This is a genomic window from Pseudoalteromonas sp. CO348 (assembly GCF_004208845.1).
Taxonomy (GTDB): Bacteria; Pseudomonadota; Gammaproteobacteria; order Enterobacterales; family Alteromonadaceae; genus Pseudoalteromonas; species Pseudoalteromonas maricaloris.
Map to the genome: position 1 here is coordinate 250,692 of NZ_SGPI01000039.1, position 12,123 is coordinate 262,814.

14 protein-coding genes and 1 pseudogene are annotated in these 12,123 nt (G+C 40.2%); all 15 read right to left on the reverse strand.

Features of this window, described 5'->3' with window-relative positions:
- Nucleotides 1-247 precede the first annotated feature (247 nt).
- Entirely contained in the window at nucleotides 248-766 is a 519-nt protein-coding gene (locus tag EXT48_RS20970) for a group-specific protein (protein WP_130165653.1), read from the reverse strand.
- Nucleotides 767-862: 96 nt separating this feature from the next.
- On the reverse strand, nucleotides 863-1,261 hold the full coding sequence (locus EXT48_RS20975) for an immunity 22 family protein (protein WP_130165654.1): 399 nt from the start codon (nucleotides 1,259-1,261) through the stop codon (nucleotides 863-865).
- 427 nt (nucleotides 1,262-1,688) lie between these two features.
- The gene (locus EXT48_RS20980; protein ID WP_130165655.1) at nucleotides 1,689-2,156 is read right to left on the reverse strand and encodes an SMI1/KNR4 family protein; all 468 of its coding nucleotides are present in this window, start codon (nucleotides 2,154-2,156) and stop codon (nucleotides 1,689-1,691) included.
- Nucleotides 2,157-2,165: 9 nt separating this feature from the next.
- Nucleotides 2,166-2,297, reverse strand: coding sequence for an HNH endonuclease (locus EXT48_RS23920; protein WP_226899488.1), 132 nt, complete (start codon nucleotides 2,295-2,297; stop codon nucleotides 2,166-2,168).
- Between the two features lie 28 nt (nucleotides 2,298-2,325).
- Nucleotides 2,326-2,649 (reverse strand): hypothetical protein, encoded by a 324-nt coding sequence (locus EXT48_RS23925; protein ID WP_240703417.1) that lies wholly within the window; start codon nucleotides 2,647-2,649, stop codon nucleotides 2,326-2,328.
- Between the two features lie 96 nt (nucleotides 2,650-2,745).
- On the reverse strand, nucleotides 2,746-2,874 hold the full coding sequence (locus EXT48_RS24015) for a hypothetical protein (protein ID WP_275446674.1): 129 nt from the start codon (nucleotides 2,872-2,874) through the stop codon (nucleotides 2,746-2,748).
- 392 nt (nucleotides 2,875-3,266) lie between these two features.
- Nucleotides 3,267-3,956 carry a GAD-like domain-containing protein gene (locus tag EXT48_RS20990; RefSeq protein WP_130165656.1) on the reverse strand — a complete coding sequence of 230 codons (690 nt, stop codon included), beginning with the start codon at nucleotides 3,954-3,956 and terminating at the stop codon, nucleotides 3,267-3,269.
- Between the two features lie 117 nt (nucleotides 3,957-4,073).
- Nucleotides 4,074-4,865: a PoNe immunity protein domain-containing protein gene (locus EXT48_RS20995; RefSeq protein WP_130165657.1), complete on the reverse strand. Its 792-nt coding sequence runs from the start codon at nucleotides 4,863-4,865 to the stop codon at nucleotides 4,074-4,076.
- A 9-nt stretch (nucleotides 4,866-4,874) separates the two neighbouring features.
- The gene (locus EXT48_RS21000) at nucleotides 4,875-5,627 is read right to left on the reverse strand and encodes a PoNe immunity protein domain-containing protein (RefSeq protein WP_130165658.1); all 753 of its coding nucleotides are present in this window, start codon (nucleotides 5,625-5,627) and stop codon (nucleotides 4,875-4,877) included.
- 12 nt (nucleotides 5,628-5,639) lie between these two features.
- On the reverse strand, nucleotides 5,640-6,380 hold the full coding sequence (locus tag EXT48_RS23930; RefSeq protein WP_239359807.1) for a hypothetical protein: 741 nt from the start codon (nucleotides 6,378-6,380) through the stop codon (nucleotides 5,640-5,642).
- Nucleotides 6,381-6,802: 422 nt separating this feature from the next.
- Nucleotides 6,803-7,264 (reverse strand): SMI1/KNR4 family protein, encoded by a 462-nt coding sequence (locus EXT48_RS21010; protein WP_239359806.1) that lies wholly within the window; start codon nucleotides 7,262-7,264, stop codon nucleotides 6,803-6,805.
- 116 nt (nucleotides 7,265-7,380) lie between these two features.
- The gene (locus EXT48_RS21015) at nucleotides 7,381-8,061 is read right to left on the reverse strand and encodes a GAD-like domain-containing protein (RefSeq protein ID WP_130165660.1); all 681 of its coding nucleotides are present in this window, start codon (nucleotides 8,059-8,061) and stop codon (nucleotides 7,381-7,383) included.
- A 12-nt stretch (nucleotides 8,062-8,073) separates the two neighbouring features.
- Nucleotides 8,074-8,826 carry a polymorphic toxin type 15 domain-containing protein gene (locus EXT48_RS21020; RefSeq protein ID WP_239359805.1) on the reverse strand — a complete coding sequence of 251 codons (753 nt, stop codon included), beginning with the start codon at nucleotides 8,824-8,826 and terminating at the stop codon, nucleotides 8,074-8,076.
- A 542-nt stretch (nucleotides 8,827-9,368) separates the two neighbouring features.
- Nucleotides 9,369-10,223: an immunity 49 family protein gene (locus EXT48_RS21025; RefSeq protein ID WP_130165662.1), complete on the reverse strand. Its 855-nt coding sequence runs from the start codon at nucleotides 10,221-10,223 to the stop codon at nucleotides 9,369-9,371.
- A gap of 18 nt (nucleotides 10,224-10,241) precedes the next feature.
- Nucleotides 10,242-12,123 (reverse strand): annotated as a pseudogene (locus EXT48_RS23760) (type IV secretion protein Rhs); the annotation flags it as partial.

Sequence of the window (12,123 nt, forward strand, 5' to 3'; positions counted from 1 at the left end):
TTTTAAGATAACCTTGTCTATGGTTGTGACATGTCTTGGGCCTCTATTGGTGGCTTTGAATAACCCCTACAGCATCTGATTTTGAAGGTAGTGAAACGATGTTAGTATTTTAAATTAACTCGGACACGCGAAGCGCTAAGAAGTTATGAGTTGAGCTAGTGATCCTGACTTTTTAATAAAAGCTTTTATCTTAGATGTGTTGTACTAATTTTCTCCGAAAATCAGCGAACACAGCTTTCGAATAATATCATTGCTTTCTAGCTCGTTCATTTAGAACTTTAAGTAAGTCAGAATCGCCTTTTACCCAGAACTTGTCATCATCAGGAAAAATATTCTCTGGGTACTCATTTGCAAAATCTATAAATTCACCGCTCCAATGTTGCGGTATGTACTTTTCCATTTGCACGCCTTCATAATAAAATGCGGCTACACTTTTAGCATCAAAGTCGATAAACATGATAGGGAATAAATCAGCAACATCCCACCAAGAGCTAGCTGATGGAAACCTAGATTCAAGCCTTGCACTTAGTTCGCTACAACTTATTTCATTACCCTGAATTTTATCGAGAAAAGTCTCAACATAATTTTCATCTAAAATATGGAGGCCAAATCTATCCGAGTCGTCAAGCTCTGGAACTTGATATCCATTTTCTATAAAAGCGTCTCTTAGTTTTACCAAATCTAATATCCATAACTCTCGTTCACCCTTAAACCAGCGAATTTTACTTTGATAGCGTATAACTACTATTACTACTTCGTTAATCATGACTAATAAAAATATTTTTAATGATAAGTTAACTTACTTAGAAAATACTCACGTTCTTTTTAATAAATAGATATGGATTCACATCCACTTGAGATTCTAATCATCTTCCTCATAAGCAAATGAACCGATAAAAACAGGGTCACTTTGAACAGAGCGTGTTATTTTTTTAGGGTCATAATCAAAATCAAACTGACAAACAAGCCACCTTGCTTTGGTAATACCGATTGACTTAGCAGAGTCTATGGCACTTTTTTCAAAGGAACTTGCATAAGATATTTCTGTAAAAAGTTCTGCAATATCGACAATTCCTGACTCTATATACTCAGATTCTTGATTTGCTAAGTCATAATAACCAACGCCACACAGATCTTGTAGAACATCAACTTCTATAGATTCATCCGCAGCTTCAACTCCAAGCCATATAGAAACAACACCGTCTTTTTCAAACCCCTGAGTATAATAGTCGTCTTCTTCTAGGTATTCCTCTCTGGTCATTTTAATGCGCCTTATTTATGAAATCCCTTGGGCAATGAAATATAACCACCTTCAACCCACTTTCTGATATTGTTTTTAAGGATCTAGACTTTCAGATCTTTTTATTATTTTTTGCAATTGATTGTAGATCTTTTCGAGTTTGGAGTTCTCGATCCCAGGGTGAGAGCATACAGTGTTAACTACCATTAACACTGAAGGTCAGCTCTGCCTCAAGTTCATCGTCAATTGAAGTTCGTACATATTTGCGACGTATCGAATCTTCACGACCAGTGTGTTTTACAAAATTATAAGCAACCGGTCTGAACAGTGCAGTTTTCCGCCGAAATTGGTTCACTTTTCTGACAAGCACCTTTCTTAATTACGACATCTAATACCCAATGCTAATAAGGGGGACGCAAACTAACCGTTTATATTACCTATATTCAGCCTAGCAGAGACGTTCAACAAAAGCTTCAAAACTATCCGAAACTAGTACAAAAACAGGACTTAATTCATCTGATTCATTATGATCCCAGAGTACAACTGACGGCTCAATATCGCTATCTTTGAAGTTTAAACATAAAAAGTCTCCACCAAAAACATGAGCAAAAGGAAGTAGCTCAGCACCCACTAAATCTTCATTGTCGGTTAGGCGCTCTTCAATCTGAGCGAGCACCACTTTTATTTCGTATTGCATAATATCGTCTGACAAATTTGAAGCGTTTGTGATAAGAAGTGTTCGTTCAATCAACCGCTCCTCATTGTCTATGTCGTAAGTTAACCCTTCAAAAGCAACGCCATTGTTGTTGCGGAAAAACTCGATAAATGAATGTGGAAGTTTCACTCTGCAAAAGCTTTCCAATTCAAATATGCTTGAGTTATTTAACTCATAAGAGTCATTACGTTTAGTGAGCATATATAACCTCTATCTTTTGCTGTATGCCCAATGGCCTTTCGATCTTCCACCTTGGTGGTTAATCATATTATGAGGACCAAAAGGAACCAACTCCATAACACCAGGAATCTCTGAGTGATGCCAAGTGTTACCATCTCTCATACCTACAGGCAACTTTTCATTGAGCCACTTAAATTGAATGTAATCTGATTTTTTTCCATAGCCCTTCTGGTAATTTTAACTTTGCTTTAATTAAATCAGCTGACGCAAAGTCAGGGTATTTTGTTCCAGATTTAAACGAAACATTATCAACCAAACCTTTATCAATAGCCTTTTGCTTGATTGCTCTTTTTTCCTTAATAGTAAGCTTATCGCCATCTGGAAAATCTTTCCAAGACCAAGGTTTATTTGAATTAATTAAACTCGCATAATCGGAAGCTTGTATCTCTAGTTTTTCAGCTAGTAACAACTTGTTTTGACCGCTGGGCAGCTCATTCCCTTTTGGCGGTTCCAATTCATCGGCTTTGGCTTTGGAGGGCTTGTCGGTAACGCCTCGAATTGGTGATTGACCCTGATACTCATCCAGTGCTTTATTAACTCGCTGTCCGATTTATTGGGCTGCTTGTTGCATATGCTGGTCGATTTTGGGGGTGACGTCATCTAGGCGTTTTACTGTGGCTTGCATACCTTCGATGGCGGCGTCTGGAAGTAGTAGGTCGTAGTGCCAACTGGTAGACATGTCATCAAGTGAATCGCGCAGGCCTTTGACGATGTTTTTAACTTCCGTGGCGGATTGTTTTCCTAGGTCTTGCCAGTTGATGTCTCTTAGGTATTTAACTGGGTCGCCTTTACCGAGCTTGCGTAAAACGGCAAGCGCAGCAGAGAGCGATTCTCCGGTATTTTTTTAAGATAACTTTGACTATGGTTATGATATGTCTTGGGTCTTTATTTACGGCTTTGTCTTACCACTGCATACCATTTCAATAAAGCAGTTGAAAGTTAGCTACCTCGGTTTCTCTAATTAAAAATGTAAATGGAAGCAGCAGAAGAAATTTGGTGAGAAATGTAGGCTAGGAGGATGATTGAACCTAGCCTTGCAATATCTATGTATTTAAAGGACTTAAAAAGGTGCTATTGGTTATGGGGTAATTGGTTAGATAGCGTAACGATATCGGCCATAACACGCTTCTCTCCAAGGTCAGCTAGGAATGCCAAATGTTCTGTAGCTTTTACCTTTTGGAGATTCTCAAGCTTAGGCTCGCCACCAAGGGCAAGAGCAGGCGCAAAGCCATAGATCTCTCCATTTTCAAGAGGACCTAGCTTTTCGACAGCACGCTCAAAAAGAGGCTGTTCATTGTGATCTTTTAGATCAATTTCAGCTTTTTGGCTTTGAGTAGCAAAAAATAGATCTAGTGATTTAGATGCTCCATTTTGAGTATAAAACTCATTATTAAACATTGGAAAAATCATTCCATAGTTACTTGTTATTTTTAAGCTGTAACCAGAGTTTTTACCCCAAATGCACATCTTACCAAACGCATCTATCGCAATGACAGAAAAAATATCGATGCCTTCATTTTGCATTATTTCGAACTGAGTTCCTTTCAACCATTCAGTCAAAAGATCTTGATAGTCTGCTGGGTTGACTATCCACAGACGCCCATCTCCCCAACCACAAAAGCCGTACTTCTCCCAATACTCAAGCAGGTTGTCAGGTAAAACGCCTTGGTAGAATCGTAGCTGCTCTGGGGTTGGTAGGATCGACTTTATAGCCGGCCCAAAACCTTTATAGTTATAAAAATTGTCAAAAAACTTGTTCATTATTTGCACCTATGTAGGTGTATATTTAACTCACTCGGACTAAGTGTAAATAATGTGTTTTGTGCCTCAATACTCATATCTGAAAGGACCCCATTAATATTTTTATGTAGAGGTGGTTTATCTGAGTAAATCAACCGGAACATAAATACTATCTTCTAAGGATTCTCTTGGTATTTCTAGAACATTAGCGACTAAAACTAATTCAAAACACCAATAACCAATATAATAATCCGTGTACTCGAATTCGCATTCACAATTGTGATTATCATGCCAGTCCGCCAAGCCCTCTAACTTACTGTACCAATTTTGTGCAAATTGGTTGAGTAAATCAGGCTTTTGTTCATTGGGTACTGTAAAAGCGAGTGAAAGGTTTTGATAAATTTCAGGGTAGTAGAGTGTAGGCGAAATAGGTCTATCGTTATCACCAAGTGCAATGGCTACATTATCAAGTAAGGTGTCTTTGCCGCGTTCGCCAATAACATCGAGCACTTCTTGAATATGAGCTGGAGTGACATCACAGGCTTGTAAAAGTGCCAGCCACCACAAAGTGTAGATATAACGATTGATATTAGGGGAGCCGACAGCATCGATTTGCCCGCCCAACCTTTCAAAAGCATGACGGTATATTTGATGATTTACAGGTAACTTATCACAGTAGTGTGTCAGTTGTTTGCGATACGGCAAAATCGCTTCGGTATAGCGCTTAACATCCCCAAGGTGAGCACCATATGAGTAGTGCGCTACCGCTCGCATAATCGCGAGCTGATATATACGCTGGGCAACATCAACTCGCTTGCTAGGTGTGGTAAAATTACCTGCGTTGAGGGCTTCCTGTGTTTCTTTAATGCCAACTTCAATGTCGACTAAGAATGCTTCGAAATAATCGTTACTTCTCCGTGTATCGCGCACCTTTATCTCCTACTGATTATCTTGCCAATGTACGAGGTCTTTGGGGTAGTATGGGTGGTCAATAAAGCTGCTATCATCAATATTGAATAATTTAACAACTAAAGCAGCCCCCCAACACCAATAACCAATATAAGCATCATTGTCCATTAAATGATAATCGGGGTTACCTTCTGCCTTGTACCAAGCGTCAAGGTAAGCTTTAACTAGAGATGGCCGCTGTTCTGGACTTCCTTCTACAACGTTATATAGTTTACCGAAACGCTTTTTGAATAGAGTATCCGTAGCGACCTCGCGATTGGTGTCACCTAATTCAACAGCTAATTTATCAAGTAAAGCGTCTTGTCCTTGATTAGCAATCAGTGTTAGTGCTTGCAAGTAGTAATCTCTTCCCATATTTAAACAGTAAGCGAAACTGAGCCAGATAATAGTTCTTCTCATATCATCTTCATGTAACTCTTCCGAGTCAATTCGCATAACTTGTTCATGTTCAGGCAGAGCATCGGCATAATCCTTTTGCCATTGACGATAAGTTAGCGTATCTAGCAATAAGGGTTTAAATTCTGCTAGATTATCACCACGAGAGTACTTTTGATGGAGCAAATACGTAGAGTCACTAACAAGCCCAAATGCAATTTGCATTTTTGAGTTCAATGACAATGAGCCATCGTTTTTTAAGTCCTCTATATCTTCCTCTATGCACTCGCGCTTAAAAGCAACTCTATCATCAAAGTAATTTTTATCTTTTATTGTATCTCTTAACATATGTTCAACTCATTAAAGGGTTATTGGCTTTACAATTTTTTTGGCAACACTATCAAGCTCAGTTACAATCAAACTATCATCTAATGTGTTCCTAATTAGAAGTTTTTGTACAGTGCCATCATTCCTTCTTAATCCTTTTAAGATTTTTCTGCGGTCTTGCTCGCTAATCCCAGCTTTTTCTAATCGCTCATCCGTGACCCAATTATTATGCATCTGCTTACCATCATCAGTCATACCCAAAGGGGAAGTATTATATTTAGCTTCTGTAATAACAAAATCAGGTGGTGGGTTTGGATGTAAATAAATTCCGTCAATACCTTGTTCACCTGGCTTGTAATTACCATCGGTTTTACCTAGTGGTGTATAGCCATTCTCCAACATTAATTGGTGTGCATTGTACTCACCAGTAGCACCTTTTCTATGATTTAATGATTTATGCTGCGTAAAGTCACTAGGCGTCTTACGTGATGGCGGATTAACTTTGTTAACAGGGGCACCTTTGAGATCGTTTCCTTCTGGAGCTGAAAGCTCCGGCGCTTTAGATTTCTTCGGCACATTGGTAACGCCAACCTGTGGTAACTCCCCTTGATATTCATCCAGTGCTTTATTAACTCGCTGTCCGATTTCTTGGGCGGCTTGTTGCATATGCTGGTCGATTTTTGGGGTGACCTCGTCTAGGCGTTTTACTGTGGCTTGCATGCCTTCGATGGCGGCGTCAGGGAGTAGTAGGTCGTAGTGCCAGCTGGTAGACATATCATCAAGTGAATCGCGTAGGCCTTTGACGATATTTTTAACTTCCGTGGCGGATTGTTTTCCTAGGTCTTGCCAGTTGATGTCTCTTAGGTATTTAACTGGGTCGCCTTTACCGAGCTTGCGTAAAACTGCAAGCGCAGCGGAGAGGGATTCTCCAGTATTTTTTAAGATAACCTTGCCTATAGACCTCTATTTAGTCGATTCTGAATATTGACATTTTGGTGCTCAGACTGGTTGAGCAACTCAGTTTACCCACAGTTTGGCTAGAATTTTCCGGCAGTTTTGCCCTGCGATGCACACATCGTACTGTGCGGCACTATGCCACCTAGCCACTGTCCACAAAACAGCTAAGGGTGTAAAACAAGTCAACACCCTTGGGTAAGCCTAGAAACACGTATGGAGGATATATCCAGATTAGGTTACTAAGCTCTCAAATTATTGAGAAGTTCATTTATATCTTTTGAAACATAAATAAAAGCTTCTGGTGAATCAGGATCTTCTTCCACATTCACGAAGATTATAGGTGGATTTGAATGGTCAATATTAAAATTATAGGCAAAAAAGTTGCCTGCACCTCCGGCATCAGCAATAGGAAAGATATTTGGATATAAATCTTTCCATTTATTAAATTTTTCCAGAGCACTATATAGGATGTGTTCAGAGGAACAATTTTCTAAAACGTGAAATAACGGTCCAAACGGCGTGGGCGCTAAGTAATTTGATTCAATTACTTCTTTAGATGGTACTAATCCCTGCTTGTCAACTATAAAAGATTTGTAATCAGCAGGTAGTATAAAACCTATAATGGCCTCTATTGTTGAGATCTCAGTGCTCGAGATATCTTGCAAAGGAGGATCTACATACTCTTCCCAAATTATATTCACTTTTTGCTCCTTGTTACTTTTTATAGCCTCCACCCCAAATAGACATTCCTCCAGTATGGGGCACGAAAGCGTCGTGTCCTATTTGATTGAATCACAACAAGTGTCACAATACAGCGTTATTCATGCTGCTTAATAGCGCCACGTACCATAGAAGCCATATCAATGATTTCCATATCACCCATGTCGGCAATTAAATTCAAATGGGCAAAAATATCGCACTTTTCAATATTCTTGACTTTTTTCTCGCCACCCATAAATAAAAATGGTGCAAAGCCGTACACTTCATCGGCATTGAGTGGGCCCTGTTTTTTTAATGCCGCAGGAAAGAGTGGCTTCCTTTGGTTATTTTCAATATCAAGATCTTCAATTTCTTGAAACGCTATAAAATTTTTTATTGTCCGCTCAGTGTTACCTGCTTTAATATCTTGCTCATTCCCTTTTTTTGTTCGCATCCAATTTAGGTGTGGGCTTATTTCAAGGGACTCACCTGTTGTTTCGCCGTAAATCTGAAGTTCCCCCCAAGCGTTACGCGCTATAACATAATAGATATCATTTTGCTCAAACGGGGTATCTTCTAAAAATCGGTCAAGGATGTCTTGATAATCCGCGGGGTTTGTCAACCAAAATAAACCATCGGCAAAGCCACTGAAACCGAGTATTTGCCAGTATTCAAGTAGCTTGTCAGGCAGTTTCCCTCGATACGCTTCTATATCAGCGGTAGTCGCAGGTATGATTGTTGTTGGTTGGCTAAATTTGCTTAGAAAATATTCTAATGCGTCATCATTCGTCTCTATCATAGGTTCTCTACTTTACTTTTTGTTCAACGGGCAACGCTCAAGTCGAATGTTCAACTTAGCATCTGGGCCATATTCTTTAAATGCTTTTTCAACTTGCTCATCCATTAATTCCACGCGTGTTTTATCCCCTTTTTTACTTCCTATAGGTGCTTTGGCCCACTGCGGACCTATAGATTCATTAACTCTTTTATCACCCAGACGAGTAACATTATCATAACCGCCAGCGCCCATATCAGGGTCATGTAATGCATGTAAATTGCCCATAATTTCTGTTGCTCTTTGCAAGGCTAATTTTTCGGCTTCAGCATATGATAATTTTCTACTGTATAAGTCTTTAAGAGATCTCTTTAAATCTTTTTCGAAGTCTTTTCTAAAACCTTCTTGAACAGTTCCAGTCCCTTTACGCTTCATATTTTTGTATCGATCGCGGTTTTCTCTGTATTCACCAATGGTTAAATCATTTAAGCCTTTTTCTTGATACTTAAGCTGCCTTGCGTAATTATGTTCTAAAGCACGTAAGTCGCCCTTATGTTTTTTCCTTAAGTTATCACTTGGTTTAAAACAGGGGACCTTGTATGCTTTCATGCCTGCTTTGAGAGGGTGCAACCCTTTCCCTCCCGGCAACTCATTCCCTTTTGGCGGCTCCAATTCATCGGCCTTGGCTTTGGTGGGCTTGTCGGTAACACCTCGAATTGGTGATTGACCCTGATACTCATCCAGTGCTTTATTAACTCGCTGTCCGATTTCTTGGGCGGCTTGTTGCATATGCTGGTCGATTTTTGGGGTGACCTCGTCTAGGCGTTTAACCGTGGCTTGCATGCCTTCGATGGCGGCGTCTGGAAGTAGTAGGTCGTAGTGCCAACTTGTAGACATGTCATCGAGTGAATCGCGCAGGCCTTTGACGATGTTTTTAACTTCCGTGGCGGATTGTTTTCCTAGGTCTTGCCAGTTGATGTCTCTTAGGTATTTAACTGGGTCGCCTTTACCGACTTTTCTTTGGGTAAAAAGCCGTAAAACGGCAAGCGCAGCACAGAGCGATTCTCAAGTATTTTTAAGATGGCCTTACCTACGGTTGTGGTATGTCTTGGGCCTTTATTTATGGCTTTGTCTTATCACTGCATACCATCTCAGTAGAGTAGTTAAAGTTTAACAACCGTGGTTTCTCTAATTAAAAATGTACATGAAAGCAGCAGAAGAAATTTGGTGAGAAGTGTAGGCTAGGAAGGTGATTGAACCTAGCCTTGTAACGTCCATCTTGTTAAAGTGTGTGGTTGATCAAATTAGACTTCTTTTTTAATTTACCTTAATCATTTTGGTGGGTTAGGGTTTACCAACCAATCAGGTATATAGCCATTTTCTGTAGTCAAGTCGTAACCTTTAATGTCTTTTGCTAATGAAGCCATGGCAGTGAGAGGTATTGAAATAGCTCCGTCTAACGAGTACCTTCGGTCATCGGTGTCATAGTATTCATTATGCAGGACGCTAGCACTCTCTATTGCCTGATTGTATTCCACTCCACTATCATCGGTAAATATGCCAAGAATCACAGACACTATTGGCCATTCTAAGCGACTCGAATAAAGGTACACTTCGTCTTCACTACAGTCATTTGGATCACTGGCGATTAATGCTTTTTCTATCGCTTGGCTTAAATCTGCACTAGGTGTAAAAATAGCCTTGAGCAAATCAACATATGCAAAATCAAAAGGCAAGAGCTGATCTGAATATTTGGCTGATTTAAAAACCGAGTTATCTACAGTTATCAAGTAATCAATCGCAGCCTGATTTCGAGTGATAATGGCGCAGAACAGCGCTTTTTGCCAATTAAAGATGTTTGCATATTGTGGGGATAGCTGCCCAGATAGTTCAATTACTTCGTTATCGTAGGCGAATTTGAATATGCTATCAGGGTTTTCATTAAATTGGAAAATAGCAAGCTTCAGCTGTAGGGCTCTTGCAATGTAATGCCATGCTTTGTTGCTGCCTGGATTTTCGAGAACCTCAAGAGGGAACATCTCCTCTAAATTTAACGACGCGAATGTAGATAACGTATGACAGCCATTTTTTTTAAGTGTTTCCAAAAAAATACTATTACTTTTCTCATATAGCTTATTCGCTCTGTCGTACGTTCGCTTTGCGTAACTATAGTGATTTTTAACCATTTATTTTAACGCTCCAACTTACCTTATAATATCAAACTCTGTTATGTCTATAACTTCGACAAGTCCATTGTCTCGAGCTCTTTGTTGCACACCTATATAATCTATGCTTTCTGTTAGCTTTGATGATTTATAAGCGTCTATCATATCTTCAAGTTGTTCAACTTGATTTGTAAATACTTCATATTTATCAGAGCCAAAATTTGGGCTATCTAGATACTCTCTTAATTTATCTTCGTAATTCTTGAAAATAGAGTCCATGTACTCTCTTGAGCCCTGCTGAGCTCGACGCTTTCCCGCCATTCGACTCCCCCAAGTTGCGCTACCACCTTTGGCTTCAATAACTAGGAGTCTGCCGTCTTCGGTTTGATATAATTGGTCAAATTGTCCTTGCTTACCATCTGTGAGTAACTTTGACCTCAATGGTGTTGCTCCTGGGTAATTTTGTTCTACGAAGATCCGGGCGGCTTCTTCACCCAGCTCTTCACTGGCTGCACGCATATCTTTATATGCTGCTTTAAGGTGCTCTGCATTACCAGACTTTAATGCGGCATCGCGTTTGGCGATGGCTTGATTTCTTTGTGCTTCTAGCGTCTTAAGCTTTTGTTTTGCCGCTGGAGTGAGAGATTTGTGGTCAACCTTTAAGCGTTGTAAGACTTTATTAGGTGTATCAATTCTATTCGAAGCGAAAACAATTTGGCCGTCAACATACTGCAATTGGTCACTGACAGTTTGGTTTCGTCTTGTTATATACGGCTTTCCATCTCGTAATGCAACCCGGTAATTATTCTTTACATGCTCTGGGGCATCACTTAAAAAGTCATCCAATAATATTTTAACATGCGTCCTTGGGTTAACTTTTAATGCAACTGAGGCGGGTGCGACAGACTCAATTCTTTTAACGTCGTCAATGTCGGTTTCGACCTTTGAGATCCGGTCTAATTGTACTTTTTCAGTTGTACCCGAGCGAGTGTAATTTAAGCGTTTTAACTTGGTGGCTTGAGTAAGCTTTTCCAATGCGCGGGTTGCTTTAACAAAGTAATTGGATTTAGCGATAGCAGAAACCACTGCACCACTACCAAAGGTGGCAAGGGCAAGCAGTATTTCAAACGACAATCGGCCAGCCATTCTGGTGCGTTCAACACTAGAATGAGCATTAAAGTAACGTACTGGAAAGTTTGCCAGTAAAGTACGCGCTTCTTCATCTTCTGCAATAATAACTAATGTCTCAAACGCTTCAACAATGCCATTAATGGACTCTGAGGCAGTTGACATAATTTGCTGTAACTCTGCCCGCATAGCTTCCACATCGCCAGTTGCAAGATGGCCCAAAATACGGAAAGTTGCTGCGCCAACATCATAAATTGCTCCTGCTGTGCCTTCGACTAAATCTGCGACTCCCGTTACAATGCTTTCTCCTTGCTGATAAAGCCCGTATAAGAATGCACCGCTATAAATAAGCCCTTGCATCCCAAGGTTTTCGTCATCAATCAGGCGCTCTTGAATGTCAGCTTGCTTGCGGATTTCTGCAACCATTTGGTCAAGGGCCGTGCGAAGCTCTTGGCGTAACGAGATAATCTTCTCTTCGTCCTCGCCGATGTAACTCACGGTATAATTCCCAGCAGGCACATCAATGATTTCTGCGGTACCGCCACTAAGCTGGCCTGTGTATATTTTGCCGTTATCCATCACGACTTCGTAATCAATGTCTTCTACTGGTGTGCCATCGCTATAAAAATACGAAAGGTCAATGGTTTTATCCGCAAGTGATGCCACGCCATCAGCGGTTAACGACAAGCGTTGATTTTCAGCTAACTGTGCTATTTGCGGTACACTCGGCATAGTGGCGCTTTGTTTGCTGCCAATATCTTGCTCCATGCTGCCGTCAAACACAGCCATGGCT

Bases quoted from the DNA above. Each gene is read 5' to 3' on its own strand.
- EXT48_RS20970 (WP_130165653.1), bottom strand. From the start codon at position 766: ATGATTAACGAAGTAGTAATAGTAGTTATACGCTATCAAAGTAAAATT.
- EXT48_RS20975 (WP_130165654.1), bottom strand. From the start codon at position 1,261: ATGACCAGAGAGGAATACCTAGAAGAAGACGACTATTATACTCAGGGG.
- EXT48_RS20980 (WP_130165655.1), bottom strand. From the start codon at position 2,156: ATGCTCACTAAACGTAATGACTCTTATGAGTTAAATAACTCAAGCATA.
- EXT48_RS23920 (WP_226899488.1), bottom strand. From the start codon at position 2,297: ATGAGAGATGGTAACACTTGGCATCACTCAGAGATTCCTGGTGTTATG.
- EXT48_RS24015 (WP_275446674.1), bottom strand. From the start codon at position 2,874: ATGTCTACCAGTTGGCACTACGACCTACTACTTCCAGACGCCGCCATC.
- EXT48_RS20990 (WP_130165656.1), bottom strand. From the start codon at position 3,956: ATGAACAAGTTTTTTGACAATTTTTATAACTATAAAGGTTTTGGGCCG.
- EXT48_RS21000 (WP_130165658.1), bottom strand. From the start codon at position 5,627: ATGTTAAGAGATACAATAAAAGATAAAAATTACTTTGATGATAGAGTT.
- EXT48_RS23930 (WP_239359807.1), bottom strand. From the start codon at position 6,380: ATGTCTACCAGCTGGCACTACGACCTACTACTCCCTGACGCCGCCATC.
- EXT48_RS21015 (WP_130165660.1), bottom strand. From the start codon at position 8,061: ATGATAGAGACGAATGATGACGCATTAGAATATTTTCTAAGCAAATTT.
- EXT48_RS21020 (WP_239359805.1), bottom strand. From the start codon at position 8,826: ATGCAACAAGCCGCCCAAGAAATCGGACAGCGAGTTAATAAAGCACTG.
- EXT48_RS21025 (WP_130165662.1), bottom strand. From the start codon at position 10,223: ATGGTTAAAAATCACTATAGTTACGCAAAGCGAACGTACGACAGAGCG.